Origin of the sequence: Sinorhizobium alkalisoli, from assembly GCF_008932245.1 — a bacterium.
Taxonomy (GTDB): domain Bacteria; phylum Pseudomonadota; class Alphaproteobacteria; order Rhizobiales; family Rhizobiaceae; genus Sinorhizobium; species Sinorhizobium alkalisoli.
Genome location: NZ_CP034909.1, coordinates 2,069,963 through 2,085,041, shown reverse-complemented (window position 1 = coordinate 2,085,041; position 15,079 = coordinate 2,069,963). Strand labels below are relative to the sequence as shown.

Below are 15,079 nucleotides of genomic sequence, written 5' to 3'. Positions count from 1 at the left end.
GACGCGGCCGCGGCGTGGAGACTCCCACGCTTGCGTCGACAGGGCCTGCTCAGGCCCGGTCGGCGACGAAGCGGGCGAGCACGGGGCCGATCAGCGTGATGATCAGCAGGCGCGCGGTCTGCAGCGCCATGACGAAGGGGAGATCGACATTGCTGGAGGCGGCGATGACGGCGATCGAATCGAGGCCGCCGGGGCTGGTGGCGAGATAGGCGGTCAGCGGATCGATGCCGACGGCCCTGATGAGCAGCAAGGCAAGCAAAGCCGAAAAGCCCATCAGCACGAGGATGGAGACAACCGTCGGCAGGAAGGCGCGGCGCGCATGAGCCACGATCGTCCGGGTGAAGCCGAGGCCGATATTCCAGCCGAGCAGGGCAAATGACAACGCCAGCAGCCATTGCGGCAGCGCAATTGTCAAAGCACCAGTGACATTGAGCGCCGAACCGATGGCGAAGGGGACGAGAAAGGCGCCGGCGGGCACGCGCAGCACCCTGCCGAGGAGCCCGCCGACAACGCCGACCGCGAGCGTCGCAAGGAAGGGAAGGGCGGCGATCGGCGCGAACAAGGCAGTTGCGTGGCCGGCTTCGGCGTCGCTGACCCAGAGATGGGCGACCACGGCCGCGGCGCTGGCGACGAAAACGACGCGCAGATATTGCATGAAGGCGACCAGCCGCACATCCGCGCCATAGGCGTCGGCCATCAGCAACATGGTCGAGGCGGCACCGGCCGACGATCCCCAGATCGCCGTCGTGCCCGGCAGGATGCGCATCCGCGTGATCGTCCAGCCCGAGAGCGTGCTGACGCCGATCACCGACAGGATGACGGTGAGGAAAAGCGGCCAGTTGCCGGAAAAGGTTGCGAACAGATCCGGCCGCATCGAGGCGGCGATCATCATCGCCAGAATGAACTGGACGCAGAAGAAGAACTGGCGCGGCAGGCGGATCGTGCCGCCGTTCATGCCGACGATGGCACCCGCCGCCATTGGCCCCATCAGCAGGCCTGCCGGAATGCCGATCGCCTCGAGGACGACGGCGAAGACCATGGAGAGAGCGGCGAGCACGAACCATTGGACGGCCGGGGGCAGGCGCCCCATCCCGGCATTCTTCGGTGGTATCGGCGTGGCTGGCTGTTCCGGCTTCAAGCTCATCTCCGCAGGGGATCCGCGTGGGCGCGAACGCGCGCATTCTGAGACCGTCGTCTGGTTAGCAGCATTGATCGTGCCCGCTCAAGGTGCACTGCAAGATTCCGCCACAGTGGTCGCCTCAGAGAATGGCGCGCGGACCGCGGCGCATGCGGCCGATTGGCTGCCCTTGGCGGCAGAATGTTCCGTGTGAGCGCCTTTTTCGAAATCACAGTGCCGCGCGCCCTTGCCGCATGTCTCCTTCGACCGACCTCTCCAATCCTGGCCAGCCACAAGATGTCCGAATCCGGGCTTGCGCCGAGCCCCCGAATCCTGACACTGCAGGGCATGCAGTTCGCTCCGCAACAGGATGAGGCGCTGAAGGCCGTTTCGCGTTGGCTAAAGGAAGGCCGCTCGCCGCTTTTCCGGCTGTTCGGCTATGCCGGCACCGGCAAGACGACGCTTGCGCGGCACTTCGCCGAACATGTCGACGGCGAGGTCCTGTTCGCCGCCTTCACCGGCAAGGCCGCGCAGGTGCTGCGCTCGAAGGGCGCCAGCAACGCCAAGACGATCCATTCGCTGATCTACCGGCCCCGCGGTGAGGAGGAGGTTGAGGACGAGCAGACCGGCAAGACTTCGGTCGCGCCGATGTTCGCCATCAACCGCCAGAGCCCGGTCGCAAAGGCGGCGCTGATCATCGTCGACGAATGCTCGATGGTCGACGAGGCGCTCGGCAAGGACCTGATGAGCTTCGGCACGCCCATCCTCGTGCTTGGCGATCCGGGGCAATTGCCGCCGGTATCCGGCGGCGGCTTCTTCACCAATCAGGAGCCGGATTATCTGCTTACCGATATCCACCGGCAGGCCCGCGACAACCCGATCATCCAACTAGCCATGCATGTGCGCGAGGGCAGGGAGATTGTGCGGGGCGATTATGGCACGGCGCAGGTGATCTCCAAGACGGAGGTGACGCAGCCGCTGGTGCTGGAGGCCGACCAGGTGCTCGTCGGCACCAACCGCACGCGGCGGCGCTACAACCAGCGCCTGCGCGAACTGAAGGGCTTTACCAGCGACTATCCGCAATCGGGCGACAAGCTCGTCTGCCTCAGGAATGATCCGGCCAAGGGCTTGCTCAACGGTTCGCTCTGGCAGGTCATGAGTTCGTCGAAGGAAACCGTAAAGCCGGGGATCAACCTGATGATCCGCCCGGAAGACGACGACATGGATCGGGGTGCTGCCAAGATCAAGCTCTTGAAGGCGGCGTTCGAGGATGTCGAGGGCGAGATACCCTGGTCCACACGCAAGCGCTACGACGAGTTCGACTATGGCTATGCCCTGACGGTGCACAAGGCGCAGGGCTCGCAATGGGACAATGTCGTGCTCTTCGACGAGAGCTTCGCCTTCCGCGACACCCGCGAGCGCTGGCTATACACGGCGATCACTCGGGCGGCAGAGCGGTTGACGATCGTCCGGTGAGGGGCGCCGGCAAAGCCCTGAAAAGTCTGCCTTCTGGTGGTGTGCGCCATAGCGACCCGAAGGTGCCGCCCCTCACCCTAGCCCTCTCGCCGCAGGCGGGGAGAGGGAACTGGAGGGTGCTGCGAGTTTCCTTCGCCCCGCCTGCGGGGAGAAGGTGGCCGGCAGGCCGGATGAGGGGCAATTGAACGGCCCGGGGGATCGACTTTTTTGCACTTTGTCGTGCTCTGGGGAGCAACTTCCCCTGGGGAAGCAGCTTGCCGCAACGTACCTGCCTTGCGCCTGATTGCTAGCGAGCGGTTGCATGCAACCTGCCGCCGATTGACATCGGTCCGTTCGACCGTCAGCCTCTGACTGCAATATCGGCGGTTGCTAGCCCATTCAGGTCAACAACGAAAAAAGTATTACGAGAAAGCGATACTGTTTAAATCTGGGATGCCGCGCGCCGAACTACGGTTGTGTCGCGGAAGGCGGGGGTGGTGCATGCTGCGCGAAAGCGGGATCAAGACACCACGACGAGCGGCCGGGCGCGGAAGGCGCGCGGGCACTTCCTTTGCGCCCGGCGGGGAGCGGCGCATCGTCACGGCGCTCTGCTACGATCTCGTCGGGTCGACCGATCTCCTGCATCTCATGGACATTGAAGACTACCAGGAGCTGATGTCCGCTTTTCAGCGGGCGGCGAGGCAGTCGATCGCTTCTCACTCCGGCGTCATTCAACACGAGGCTGGCGATGGTGGCGTGGCTTTTCCCGGTCGAGCTCGACGCCAGGGATTCCGCCTCGCTCGCGATCCGGGCGGGGCTCGGGATCGTCGATGCCTGCGAACGGGTTGGCCGCGAGGGCGGACGGGACGATCTGGGCGTTCGCGTCGGCATCGCCACGTCCATCGCGCTCGTCCGCGACCCGTCGCAGGAAGGCGGGATGGAAGAGCCGGTGACGGGCGCCGCGCTCGCCATGGCCACCCGGCTCGAGGCCATCGCCGACCCCAACAGCGTTCTCGTTTCCGAGGACACGCGCAATCTTGCCGGACGTTCGCATGCCTTCGTGTTCCAGGGCAGCAAGACACTCAAGGGCTTCGCCGAACCGGAGAAGGTCTGGCGTGCGCTGGGGCACAAGATCGAAGTCGACCGTTTCTATGCCTATGGCAGGGTTGCGGGCCCCCTCATCAATCGTGAAAGCGAACTGGCCGCCATCACCCGCCTGTGGGACGGCGTGTTGAGCGGGCGCGGGGCGGTTGCCCTGCTCGAGGGCGAGGCGGGGATCGGCAAGTCGCGGCTGCTGCGGGAACTGCGCAGGCGGACGCGCGACCGGCGGACGAAGCTGCTTTTCTTCCAATGCCTCCCGGGCGGGCTGCGCTCGACGCTGCATCCGCTGCTGCACATTCTGCCTTCCGAAACCGGACAGATGGGCCCCACGGCTGCGGCGGTGCAGGCCCTCTTCGAGCGCAACGGCATCGTGGACGCGGACGTCGTCGACATCTTTGCCTATCTGCTCGGGGCACAAGGGCGGAGCCAGGTCCTGCAGAACGACAGCCCCAGCACGATCCGCGAGAAGGCATATCGCGCCGTCGATCAGGCCCTCGAGGCGATCTGCCAAAACGGGCCGGTCGTCATCGCCGTCGAGGACATCCACTGGATCGATCCGACATCCCGCGACTTGCTCGGCGAGGCCGCCCGTATCATCCATCGGTATCCCGCTTTCCTCGTCGTGACCTCGCGTCCCGGTGAGCCCTCGGAATGGCTGGAGGCGGCAGACCCCACGCGCCTGTCGCTGCGGCCGCTGGACCGCGGCGAGACGAGATTGGCGATAGAGGCCAAGTGGCCGCAGCACCGGCTGGCGGCGCTTCCCGAACTCTTTGAGGTGACGGAACGGATTTCAGGCGGCGTTCCTCTCTTCATAGAGGAGATTTGCCAATGGGTCGCCGAGAATGTCGACGCCGGCAGGAAGAGCCTTTCGGAGAGCGTCAAGCCGGCGCATCTGTCGGCATTCGAAGCGATCCTCGACGCTCGGCTCGAACATCTGGGCTCGGCGCGCGACGTGGCGCGGGCGGCCGCCGCCGCCGGCACGCACGTGACCTTGCCGCTGCTTCGCGCGCTGCTGCCCGACTTCGGCAAGAAGGCGATTGCAGCCGCGGCCGACACGCTCTGCGAGACCGGGTTCCTGACGCGCGTCCGGGTACCCGGGCGCATCGCCTACGGTTTTCGCCACGTGCTGGTTCAGGAGACGATCTATAACGCGCTGCTGCGCAAGCAGCGCCAGGTACTGCACCGGCGCCTCTATGGCGCCGTCAGCCAGAATCGCGCCGTGGCGACGTGGGTCGATACGGGAAGGCTGGCCGAGCATGCGGAGCGAGCCGGGCTCTTTGAGGAGGCGGTCGACCTGTACATAGCGGCCGGAAAGGAAAGCTCGAGCCGCTCGGCGATGACAGAGGCGCGGCAATATCTGGAACATGCTCTCGACCTTTGCGGCCGGTGTGGCGAGGGACGCCAGATCGAGTCACGGCAGCTTGCGGCGCTGACGGCACTGGGGCCGATCCTCACCGGACTTGTGGGCCTGAATTCACCGCCCGCGCGCAAGCTTTATGAAGGCGGCGTCGAAATCGCCCGCCGGCAGCCGATGGAGGAGCAATCGAAATGGTTCCCGATCTATTGGGGCTGGTGGCTTACGGGCTCCGATTTCCGCGTCATGCACGACCGCGCCCTGGAAGTGCAGTCGATGCTGGCAAAGACCGAGGACCCGGAGATTCAGCTTCAGGTCAACCATTGCATCTGGGCGATCGATTTCAATCTCGGACGGCACCGGGAGACGCAGGAGGCGATCAAGGCTGGCCTTGCGCTCTATGATCTGCGACGGGCGCAGAAGAGCCGGACGGAATTCGGCGGCCACGACGCGAAGGTCTGCGGTCTCGGACAATTGGCGCTTTCCCTCTGGCTGACGGGGCAGACGAAGGCATCGGATGCGGCACTCAGGAGGATGATCTCGTTCGTCGATCGGATCGGCCACGTCCCGAGCAAGGCGCACTCGCTCGACACCGAGGCGGTCTCCGCCTTCTATCGGGAAGATTTTGAACATCTCGCCCAAATCTCGGAACGCATGGCGGAGTTTGCCGGAAAGCACGGGATGCAGTCGCTGTCCGGTCTGTCGCTTCTGTGCGGCGGGTGGGCGGAGGCGCACAGGGGGGATCTTGCAAGCGGTCACAAGCGATTCCGTGACGGATTGAAGCTTTTGAGAGGCCTCGGCGCCGTCGCGGATCTGCCGATCTACCTTTACATGCATGCAAGCCTGCTGGGGCGTGCCGGAAGTTTTGCGAGCGCCATCGAGGTGGCCGACGAAGCAATCGCCAAGTCGGAGGAATCCGGCCATGCCTACTGGTTGGCGGAGTTGCACCGTTGCCGGGCGTTGCTCAAGGCTCGGGCCGGCACACATAAGGATGCGCTTGCTGCCGACCTGAGCGCAGCCGTTGAAATTGCGCAATGCCAGGGGGCAAAAGCCCTCCTCAAGCGCGCCAGACGTTCGATCCAGGAGCTTGGTGTTGTTGTCAGGAGCTGATCCATTGCGCCTGAATGGTGCGCTTGCCGATCTACATGCCGCGATCGTTTCAAACCTACACATGTCTCTCTCTGAAGACCAAACTGCTGAAGACGTGGAGCACCGGTTCCATGCGCTTCTCACCCTCTGTCGTCGCGCGCGAATAACCCGGATCGGCGACCTGACCGGGCTCGACCGAGTCGGGCTTCCGGTCGTGCAGGCCGTTCGGCCCGCCGCTCTTTCCGAAGTCACGTCCCTGGGGCGGGGGCACTCCACAGCGGAGGCAGCTATCGGAGCGATCATGGAAGCGCTTGAACGCTACTATGCCGAGTCCATTCCGGCGGAGCAGATATTTTTCGCCACCGCCGACGAACTCGAAATCGCCGACGGGCTATTCGAAAATCTTCTCTTGGCCGAGCGGCAGGGCAACTGGCGGTCAAGCAAGATATCCTGGATTGTCGGCGTCGATGTTATCAGCGGATCGAGGTGTCCGGTTCCCCTGGAACTGGTGCATACCTGCTACACCGATCCGCCTCCCGCCCATGATGGATTTTTCCTGCGCACGACTACGGGCCTCGCCTGCCATATGGATGGCTGTCGGGCATTCCTGCATGGGTTATTCGAGTGCATCGAGCGCGACGCCATCGCCCGCGCCTTTGCAACCCACGGCTTCTTCGACCGGATGCGAATTGCCCCCACCGGGCTTGGTGATCGGGTCGATCAGATCCTTTCGGCTACCGCGCTCCGCGGAATATCCTCCGGCCTGTGGCTCGCGCCTTCGCCGACGGGCGTCCCGGTCGTGTGGTGCCAGACGATCGAGATGGGTCCCGGCGTGCCGATCCTGGCGCTTCCGACGGAAGGTTACTCGGCCGGACCGAGCCTTTCTGCGGCGGCGTCAACCGCAATGCTGGAGGCGCTGTCGGCGCGGGCGGGTGCGATTTCCGGCGCACGCGACGATCAAACCAGAAAGCATTATAGAAAAAGCACCGACGCCGTCGTTGCCACGGCGCGCCAACTTATCCTCGAGGCGCCATCTGGGGCGGTCGCGGCAACTGAGACGCCGGCCGTGATCAGCGATCTCGCCTCGTTGTTGGAGAGGGTGACATCCGCTGGCCTGGGGCCGATACTGGCCGTGCCCGTGGGTTCGGATGACGAAACGGGTGTGCGGTGCGTGCGAACCGTCCTTCCTGGCGCTACTCCATTTTTCCGTCTGCGATGAGCGTTCAGATGGCCGAAACAAAAGTCGACGGTCCCATCCTCGTTTTTCTCGGCCCGACGCTGCGTCTCGCCGAAGCCGAGGCTGTGCTCGACGCTGTCTATCTGCAGCCCGCCGCGCAAGGGGACATGCTGCTGGCCACTCATGCCTTTCGTCCCCGCGCCATGGTGCTGATCGACGGGCAGTTCGAAGATCGGCCGGCCGTTCGCCACAAGGAAATCCTCTGGGCGATGGCACAGGGGATCGCGGTGATCGGCGCTGCCAGCATGGGCGCGCTCAGAGCCGCGGAACTCAACGCCTTCGGCATGGTCGGCGTCGGGCTGATCTACCGGTGGTACCGGCGCTGGCAGCTTGCTCCGGACGACGCGGTCGCCGTCCACTCCGGGCCTGCGGAGCTTGGCTTTCTGCCTCTGACGGACTCCCTAATCGATCTCCAGCGGAGCTTTTCCGCGTGGATGCACGGCAAGCTCATCACGCCGGCCGAGCGCCACCTGCTCACAACAATCGCGCGAGCGATGAATTTTCGCGAACGGTCCATCGGTGCGGTCATGCAGACGGCGGGGTGGCCGGAAGACAGGATCAGGCAGGTGCGGAAGGAAATTCACGGGCAGAAGAGGCACGATGCGCTCCTTGCCCTGCGCACGGCGCCAAGCCTGGCGATGCAATGGAAGCACGCATATGCGCCCGAACCGTGGCTTGCGACGAACACCCTCATCCGGGATCTCGAGGCGAGTGGCATTGACTCAAATTTAGTGAACACTTATAAATTGAATCCCTAATTGCCGGATGTTCCGATCGAGGGGAGGCAATTGTGCGATGCGTCTGCTTCGGGACGATTCCCTCGAATCCGCAAATGCGCGTCTCGGAACGCGCTTCTGGATCTACCCGCAACCGCCCTTCATTCCCGGATATGAGCAACCGGACCGCGTCTGGCTGTCGATACCACGTGACGAAATCGGCGCGGGTCCCAGCGATGTGACGATGTATGTGGTGGATCCTGCCTACGACAAGCAACCATACGGTTTCGACCGGTTTCCGCCGTTCGAGGGGGAGAGGCGCCCGCCGGCAAGGCCGGGCCCGGACCGCCACTTCGACAACATGGTTCCGGGCTCACGGCCATTTCTGGCAGTTCACGCCTATGCCTGCGTGCGCTTCGTCCTCGACATCTGGCAGAGTTATCTCGGCCGACCGATCCGGTGGTTTTTCGATCAGAGGTTCCCAAGGCTCGAAATCGTCGCCTTCGTGGATTGGGACAACGCACAGGCGGGTTACGGCTTTCTGGAGTTGGGCTGCTCCGAAGTCGATGGCATCAGGCGGCCCTACGCTTTGAATTTCGATACGATCGCTCACGAAGTCGGGCATCTCGTAATGCTGTCCGAGACAGGTATTCCGAGCGGGATACCGCGCGACGACGATTTCTTTTCGTTCTCCGAAGCGTTCGCGGACATTGTGTCGCTGATTTCTTTCCTGCATTTCGATTCCGCGATCGACCGGCTTCTTCGGCGAACGAGAGGCAATCTTCTGCTCTACAACGAACTGAACCGCTTCGCAGAAACGAGTCCCGAGACCCAGATCCGCCTGGCAACCAATTTCCGCCAAATGCACGCGGTTACCCGCGAAGTGCATGACCGCGCGCTTCCGTTCATCGGAGCCATCTTCGACAGCATCGTCGATCTCTATCATCGCGATCTCGTCGCGAACGGCTGCGCTGACGGCAGCCTCCTGGATTTCGATATCCGGGAGCTTGCGCGGGATGAATTCGACCGCTTTCGTCAGGCGACGGCGGATGCCTTCGGGATCAAGCCACTCACTTTCAAGCGGGCACTGACGGATGCTCGCGATGCAATCGGGCAGGCGCTTGCTCTTTCGCTGCGGACGCTCGATCCCAACATGTTGACTTTGGCGCAGGCAGCAAGCGCCGTGATCGACAAGGCGGGCGACGCGGCGGCCGAACGGCTGGAATCCAATTTTGTGTGGCGTGAGATCATTTGATTGGAGATGAGCTATTTGAGGAGGGAATGATGAGCGACTGTTGCGGAAATCCCGGCGTCGGTACGTCTCAAGAGAAATTGCCTGACCCAGAATACGACACCTATCGCCCCGGTGAAGTGCGATTATATGGTCGTCCTGCTGCGTGCCACTCAATATTCAAAGTTGACAATAAGGTCGTTGACGAGCGGTTGGAAGCTCGGCTTTCAGAAAAAACGCTTGCCGGGACGGATAACAAGACAGCGGCAGTGGCTGCGAGAGAGATTTTTTCGGATTACGTGGCTGACACGATTATTGGCGCCGACGGCGAGAGGGTTACGTTGGCCCTGTTCCACGGTTCAGAGGTTTGTTCATTGCCCGTACATCTCAATACTAAAGTTGGTTGCGCTGGGGGCGATGGAGATGACTTGAAGAGCATTGGCGTAATATACGGCTACGCCTACGAAGGCCATTGCTACAAATTACCGAAACCGCAGATCATGTTCTTGCCTGTCTCTCCGAGAAAAATCGTGCAAGGCGATTGCGGATGCGATTGCGGATATGAGGCGAAACTCGGCTATGCGGTGTGGCAGATCGACAAGCTTGAGTCTGTCATAGCGATTGACGTCCGCTCGGATAATATCAAGACCCTGGTGCTCGACGAAAACATGCCTGGCAACCGCTCACCGATGGCTTACGCGCAAACCATGGCGCTCGCACCGCAACGCCATCGCGATTGAAATAGGCCCTTTGCAAGCCGCGTGATGCGGCAATATTTGTCATAATTATCAGGTCTATTGCCGGCCATATGGCAATAGCGCCGAAGGAAAAAGATCGGCCATGATCCTGGTGACGGGAGCTTCGGGTTACGTCGGCGGCGCCGTGTTGCGGCGGCTCTCGCAAGGAGGCCACGCGGTTTCCGCGATGGTGCGCAATCTCGGTCGGGCGGCCGAGGTCGAAGATGCCGGTGCGCCGATACGGATCGCCAATTATGACGAGCCGGCGAGCCTCGAACGGGCCTTTCTAGGCGTCGATCGCCTCGTATTCGTCGCGAGCGACGGGCATGCGCGGGCGGTGATGCGCCACCACGCGAATGTCATAGACGCGGCGGCGACGGCCGGTGTCGGCCACGTCATCTTCATGAGCATCATCGACATCGAGGCGTCGTCGGGATTCTACTTCACACCGGTCTATCGGGACGCCGAACGCCGGCTGCTTGCGTCCGGGATGAAATGGACGATCCTCAGGTGCGGTCTTTACGCGGATCTCATCCTCTCGCATTGGATCCGGCCGGCGCTTGCAAGCGGCGAAATGGCGTTGCCGGTGGGAGACGCTCGCGTAGCGCCGATCGCCCGCGACGACGTGGCGGAGGCAATGGCCGCTGTTGCCGCCGAGGGCCGCGATGGCACCATCCATGAATTGACCGGATCGATCGCCTGTTCGTTCGAGGAAATTGCCGCAGCGGCGGCCCGCGTCTTCGGTCGGCCGATCCGATACACCGCCTCGTTGCCGGCCGACTATCTCGCATGGGCCTGGGGCGAGATGTCGGACCCTTGGCCCCACGCCTTTTCGAGCCTGTGCAAATCGATCGAAGAGGGCCGTTATGCGCGTGTCTGCGGCGATGTCGAGAGATTGCTGGGGCGGCCCGCCACGCGCTTCGAGGACTTTCTGATGAGAACGCGACCGGCGACCTGACGCCGCCCATTCATTCGGCTCCAGCGACTCTGCGCCGGACAGGACGCGCGGCAAGGCAGGCACGACGGCGAGCGGTCCAATCCGCCGTCACTCTCTTATTGCAAGCTGCCGTCACCGCTGCGATCGGCGGCCTCGAAATCCGCCATCACGCGATTCAGGAATTCCTGCTGGGTAATCTTGCCGTCGCCATTGGCGTCCGTGGCGGCGAATTGCTGCGCATTCAGCGTCTGTGCCGCCTCTTCGCGGCTGAGGCTGCCGTCCTTGTTCTTGTCCAGATTGGCGAAGGCCGAGGTCATGAAGGCCTGGTATTCGGACCGGTCGACCGCACCGTTCCGGTCGCGGTCGAGTCGATCCATCTGGCCCTGGTTCATGGCTTGGGCCTGCGCCGCAGCCGTGTTGAAAGCGACGAATGCCGCCAGCAGGATTGCGCCCTTCATCGCCCGAGTCTCTCGCATCACATGCAGGTCAATGCATTGCCGCCTGCGGCGCCCAGCGTAGCGCCGCTGCCGACGGCCCAGAGCTGACCGGTGCCGGATCCGATGGTCGCCCCGACCAGGCCGCCGACGACCGCGCCGCCGACCGTTCCGGCGATGCAAGCGAATTCGTTTCCCGTGCTACCCGTGGAGACAGTCGCGGACTGGCAGCCGGAAAGGGCAAGGCCGCCTGCAAGAATGAAAGCTATCGTGCGCTTGTTCATCATTTCCTCCAAGTATATCCGTCCGTATGCAACGCAGATCGCCGGAGGCGCCATTGAATGGCGTCGGATGGAAATAGGCTTCCGAGCATGACCGTCGAACTGTGGGAGGGTGTTCGGCCCGGTCGGAAGCATCTCTTTGACAAGAGATGCCGGATCCTCGTCAAAGACGAGTAGATCCGCGCGAATGCTACTGCCGCCAGGGGGCAATGACAACTCATCGGCGCTTTTCCGTTCGTCAATTATTGCGACAGATCGTTGTGGTTTGTGCAGGCGGGCAGGTTTTGGTTTCCCCTATTCCGCGGCGATCATGCCGGCGAGCACCGCCTTGGACACCGCTTGGAAGCGATTATGGGCCTCGAACTTGCGGATGATGCCGGCTTCGAGCGTGACTGCGGCCTTGAGGTCCATGTCCATGAGCATGGCAATGCGCGTGGCCGGGTAGCCCTCGGCCATGAAGCCGAGGCATTCGGCTTCGATCGGCGAGAGATGTACATCCGGGCTGGCGGAGACGTCGTCGCATCCGTTCGCGGCGGTTTCGAGGAGTTCCGCGATCCGTTGCATCTGCCGGCGCAGGATCGACTGCTGGGCGGCGAGCTCGCGCCGGCGGGCGCGCAACGCGGTCTCGAAAACGCCATCGGCCTCCGCCTGGCTTTTTGCTCCGTCGAGGCCCGTCATCAATTCCTGGATGGCGGCGATCGGCATGTCGATTTCCCGGCAGGCGTTGATCACGGCCATGCGGCGGACATGCGCCCCGTCGTAGACGCGCATGGGACCGAGTCGCGCGGCGTTGAGCAACCCCTTCTCCTCATAGAAATGCAAAGTCCGATGCGTCACGCCGAAGGCCTCTGCCATGTCGGCGATGGCGAGCCGCTCGTCCGTCCCTGGACAGGGCACGGAGAGCTTCGGCAAAAATCCGGCCTGGCCGGGTTGCTCCGTATGACCGGCATGCTTCCATGAATCTTGTTTCCATGAATCTTGCGGCATCACCATGTCCCCGTTCAAAGCGCTCTAGCCGGAGGGTGAGGGCGATGTTCCCCGCCTCCGAGCATTCGTCCGGCGTTGCCGCCGACCTGCTTGCTTCGCGAGGCACATCGTGCACGGAGCACGGATACTTCAGACCGATGTGCTTGCCCTCAGGCTGGCGTCAACGAGACGCCGAGCGCTGCCGGACTGAAGTCCCGTGCGCGTTCGGATGAACGTACCAAGCTCCAGCGAGCAACCCAGGCACTCAAATAAGCAATACGAATTCACCGTAAGCGCGAATCAACAAAAAGAACAGGCTCATCATCTCGATTCATGTTCTGGTTGCATTATAGGCAGGCAATCCATGGTTCAACCACGGCGCGAGGCGCGCCGCCGGCAGGCGGTGTCAATGGCCGCCCTGTCCGAGCGCTCCGCGGGCGGACAGGATGAAGAGAGGCTCGTCGCCCTTGAGAGGGCCGAGCGTCTGCTGACAGTCCCAAGCCCGTTGAAAGCTCTCGCGCGTCAACAGTTTCTTGTAGCGCGCCGTGGCCGCCATGCATTCCATCAGGATGCTTCCGAGACCTTCCACGGCGGCGTGGGCATAGATCTCGCCGTCCAGCGCAAAAAGCCGTGCGGCCAGCGAGGTGATCTCGAAGTGAATATCGGCCTCGCTCGCAAGCTTTTGCGCGGCCACGAATTCCTCCCGGATCGGAATGCCTTCGCCGTCGTGACGGAGCGTGATGCGCAGGCCGGGTTCCGACCCGTCATGCCAGGCGACGATCACCGAAAAAGACAGGGCCTGGTTCACGGCCGCGGGCTCCGAAGTCGTGCCGTCGGGATTGGCTTGCGCAAGCGTCTCGTAGCGTTGGGCGGCCGTGCGCAGTGCCGCGGCGTATTGCTTGGCGATCCCGTGCTGCCGGCCGGCCAGGCCGATCCTGACGGAAGGGAGCCCGCGGACGTTTGCCATCAAGCCATTCGCGAGCTTCGCCTCCGCCTCGATGCCGAGCGTCACCTCCGGTGAGGGCAGCGGCATGAACAGAAGCAGCGGCAACACCGACAGCACCGCCCAGGGAGAGGAGAAGGGGCGCGGTTGCCAGCCGCGCCGGCCGGGGCGCCGCTTTACGCCTGTCGGTTGCGGCGGCGTGGCGGCCGGTTCGCGCCGGCGCCGGTATTCCGGCACATAGGTTCCCTTCGGGATGGCGATCTGCCATTCCTCCTCGGCACCTTCCTTCTCATAGAAGACCTTGAGCAGCTTGCGAAGTTTGCCGGCATGCACGCGCACGAGCGGGTCGCTGTCGGCGTCGAAGCTCTGGCAACGGCCGAAGACATCGACCGCGATCGAATAGCCTTTCAACTGCGCACCTTCGCCGACGATCTCCTTTTCGACCACATAGGCGAGGAAGGCGCGCAGCCGCTCCGACCGCTGAAAGCCGTCGCTGGCGAGAATCCGGGCGAGTGCCGACCGGATCGTCTCGTCGCAGGGCCTTTCGGCTGACATCATCGATGGGCTCCGAAAAAGATGTGGCAGGACGCCGGTACAAAGGCTCGGGTTTCCGAAAAACAGGCAACTTTAACCTGATTCGAAACTTAGACCCAAAGATGGTGGTTGTCAGGTTTCGGTGAAGAAATGTCAGCTTTTGCTGAAATGAAGCGAGGCAGATCGATCCGGCGCTGTCGGGGCGTCTTTGGGGGGCAAGTGCGACCGACAGCAAGTGCCGAGAACGGAACTATTTCACGCGCGAGCGGCTGCTTCAGGTTGACCTCGGCGGTGACAGGATCGTGACAGATTTCCAATCTATCATGCATTGTGAATTCCGCAGGGAGGGGGATCGAGTAGCAGCGAGGAGATCAAAATCCAAAGGCCGGCGGCGTCGTACTGCGGCGGGCCATCAGCATCCTCTATCTGCTGTCGAAAATCGAAATCCCTGAGGGAGAACGGCCGCATGTTGCCGAGGAGGCACGGCCCCGGTCGGGGAAGCCTTTGATCGCATTCCAGTCATGGCGTGTCCTCCGGGGCGACGCCGCGGCCGCGCTTATACAGTTTGCCCGGTCAGACGTTCCCGGAAAATCGTCACTGCCAAAGGGAGGAGGCATTGACAGCATTTATCCTGGCTCTTGAATTGAGATCTGCGATCACGTCCTGCGCGGCGAGGTCAGCACGCGCGGCCGGCGATGAGTTCGCGCCGCGGCCAAGAAGGAAGGCCGCATACCCATTGATGCCGCGACCGACGCTGTCGCAGGCAGAGGCAGCGCTCGATGCGTTCGCCGAGAAACTTTCCCGCATCATTGGCCACAACGACATCGGCACCAACACTGTCGACACCCGGATTATCTCCGAGGCGGCCGCCGGTCACGTCGGCGGGGACGTCAAATGCACCGCAGCAAGGCCCGCAACCCGGGTTTGAACGCAAGGGATAGAACGAC

General features: G+C 63.0%; 12 protein-coding genes and 1 pseudogene. 8 read left to right on the top strand and 5 right to left on the bottom strand.

Annotated features, from left to right (window positions below; all coding sequences use genetic code 11):
- Positions 1 to 49: 49 nt before the first annotated feature.
- Entirely contained in the window at positions 50 to 1,138 is a 1,089-nt protein-coding gene (locus EKH55_RS10205) for an AbrB family transcriptional regulator (protein WP_069461582.1), read from the bottom strand.
- A 327-nt stretch (positions 1,139 to 1,465) separates the two neighbouring features.
- Between EKH55_RS10205 and EKH55_RS10200 the strand changes: the two genes are divergently transcribed.
- The 7 genes and pseudogenes from EKH55_RS10200 to EKH55_RS10170 all read left to right on the top strand — a co-directional run bounded on the left by EKH55_RS10200 (position 1,466) and on the right by EKH55_RS10170 (position 10,995).
- Entirely contained in the window at positions 1,466 to 2,593 is a 1,128-nt protein-coding gene (locus EKH55_RS10200; RefSeq protein WP_069461617.1) for an ATP-dependent DNA helicase, read from the top strand.
- Positions 2,594 to 3,073: 480 nt separating this feature from the next.
- Positions 3,074 to 6,137, top strand: a pseudogene (locus EKH55_RS10195) (ATP-binding protein).
- A gap of 61 nt (positions 6,138 to 6,198) precedes the next feature.
- Entirely contained in the window at positions 6,199 to 7,335 is a 1,137-nt protein-coding gene (locus tag EKH55_RS10190) for a YcaO-like family protein (protein WP_083265488.1), read from the top strand.
- An 8-nt stretch (positions 7,336 to 7,343) separates the two neighbouring features.
- Positions 7,344 to 8,111, top strand: a complete 768-nt coding sequence (locus tag EKH55_RS10185) for a TfuA-like protein (RefSeq protein WP_151611464.1) — start codon at positions 7,344 to 7,346, stop codon at positions 8,109 to 8,111.
- A 37-nt stretch (positions 8,112 to 8,148) separates the two neighbouring features.
- The gene (locus tag EKH55_RS10180) at positions 8,149 to 9,324 is read left to right on the top strand and encodes a gluzincin family metallopeptidase (RefSeq protein ID WP_069461586.1); all 1,176 of its coding nucleotides are present in this window, start codon (positions 8,149 to 8,151) and stop codon (positions 9,322 to 9,324) included.
- Between the two features lie 29 nt (positions 9,325 to 9,353).
- Complete coding sequence (locus tag EKH55_RS10175) at positions 9,354 to 10,040, top strand: hypothetical protein (protein WP_151611977.1); 687 nt, start codon at positions 9,354 to 9,356, stop codon at positions 10,038 to 10,040.
- Positions 10,041 to 10,140: 100 nt separating this feature from the next.
- A complete protein-coding gene (locus EKH55_RS10170; RefSeq protein ID WP_069461587.1) occupies positions 10,141 to 10,995 on the top strand; it encodes an NAD(P)H-binding protein in 855 nt (284 codons plus the stop codon).
- A 95-nt stretch (positions 10,996 to 11,090) separates the two neighbouring features.
- On the opposite strand, the gene EKH55_RS10165 is transcribed toward EKH55_RS10170, so the two are convergent.
- From EKH55_RS10165 to EKH55_RS10150, 4 genes are all read right to left on the bottom strand, one after another.
- Positions 11,091 to 11,432: an EF-hand domain-containing protein gene (locus EKH55_RS10165; protein ID WP_069461588.1), complete on the bottom strand. Its 342-nt coding sequence runs from the start codon at positions 11,430 to 11,432 to the stop codon at positions 11,091 to 11,093.
- A 17-nt stretch (positions 11,433 to 11,449) separates the two neighbouring features.
- A complete protein-coding gene (locus tag EKH55_RS10160; RefSeq protein ID WP_069461589.1) occupies positions 11,450 to 11,692 on the bottom strand; it encodes a hypothetical protein in 243 nt (80 codons plus the stop codon).
- 291 nt (positions 11,693 to 11,983) lie between these two features.
- Positions 11,984 to 12,676: a MerR family transcriptional regulator gene (locus tag EKH55_RS10155; protein ID WP_151611463.1), complete on the bottom strand. Its 693-nt coding sequence runs from the start codon at positions 12,674 to 12,676 to the stop codon at positions 11,984 to 11,986.
- 385 nt (positions 12,677 to 13,061) lie between these two features.
- Entirely contained in the window at positions 13,062 to 14,156 is a 1,095-nt protein-coding gene (locus tag EKH55_RS10150; RefSeq protein ID WP_069461590.1) for a hypothetical protein, read from the bottom strand.
- 715 nt (positions 14,157 to 14,871) lie between these two features.
- Here EKH55_RS10150 and EKH55_RS10145 point away from each other — a divergent pair.
- Complete coding sequence (locus tag EKH55_RS10145; protein WP_151611462.1) at positions 14,872 to 15,060, top strand: hypothetical protein; 189 nt, start codon at positions 14,872 to 14,874, stop codon at positions 15,058 to 15,060.
- Positions 15,061 to 15,079 lie beyond the last annotated feature (19 nt).